This window comes from Acinetobacter sp. NigerLNRRAM0016 (assembly GCF_054112845.1).
In genome coordinates this window covers 1-843 of the sequence record NZ_JBSYVT010000105.1, presented here as the reverse complement: position 1 = coordinate 843, position 843 = coordinate 1, and the positions used below count along the sequence as shown (strand labels likewise).

The 843-nt window shown below is 35.0% G+C and carries 1 protein-coding gene; it reads left to right on the top strand.

Translation table 11 applies throughout. The features are described from left to right. Window positions 1-78 precede the first annotated feature (78 nt). A complete protein-coding gene (locus tag ACWQ4X_RS19715) occupies window positions 79-825 on the top strand; it encodes an IS5 family transposase (RefSeq protein WP_457904678.1) in 747 nt (248 codons plus the stop codon). The last annotated feature ends 18 nt before the right edge of the window (window positions 826-843 follow it).

The following is an 843-nucleotide window of genomic DNA, read 5'->3' as shown; positions in this document are numbered from 1 at the left end:
TAGGATCTGTTGACATTTGCTGTATAAAAAATGGCGAGATAGTAAAATTCAATCGCCAAACCAAATTCACTACTCGCTATGCCTCGTACAATGTTGAATGATCAACACTGGTCTAAGTTAAAAGCTATTCTCCGCAATTTTAATATTTATCTCAAATCAAATTTGAGAAATTTTTTTGAGGCAATCCTATATCGTATTAGAACAGGATGCCCTTGGAGAGATTTACCCGAGGTTTTTGGTAATCCAAACTCAATTTTTAAAAAGTACTGTCGCTGGTCTAATAAAGATAAGCTAATGAAAATATTTAAAATATTATCAGAGAACGCTGATCATGAGTGGATATTTATTGATGCTACTCATGTTAGAGCACACCAACATTCAGCAGGAATCCTTGATCAGGATATTTCAAAAAGTGTTGGGAGTAATAGTTCTAAAATTCACTTAGCTGTTGACTCTCACGGTAACCCGATCGAATTTATTATTTCAGATGGAACCACCCATGATGTCAAAGTTGCCCCTATTTTAGTCGAACAATTAGATTTAACTAACACTGAAATAGTCTGTATGGATAAAGGCTATGATTCTGAAACCTTAAGAGAGCAGATTAAAAATAAAAGTGCTAAAGCGAATATACCGAAGAAATCAAACACAAGATCAAGTAATGATCATATGGACTGGTATTTATATAAAATCAGACACTTAGTCGAGAATGCTTTTTGCCGTTTGAAGCAATTCCGAGGAATTGCTACACGGTTTGATAAACTAAAGCGAAACTTTCGAAGCGCAGTTGCCTTAGCTTGTATTTATCTCTGGCTGCCTTTATGAAATGTCAACAGACCCTAA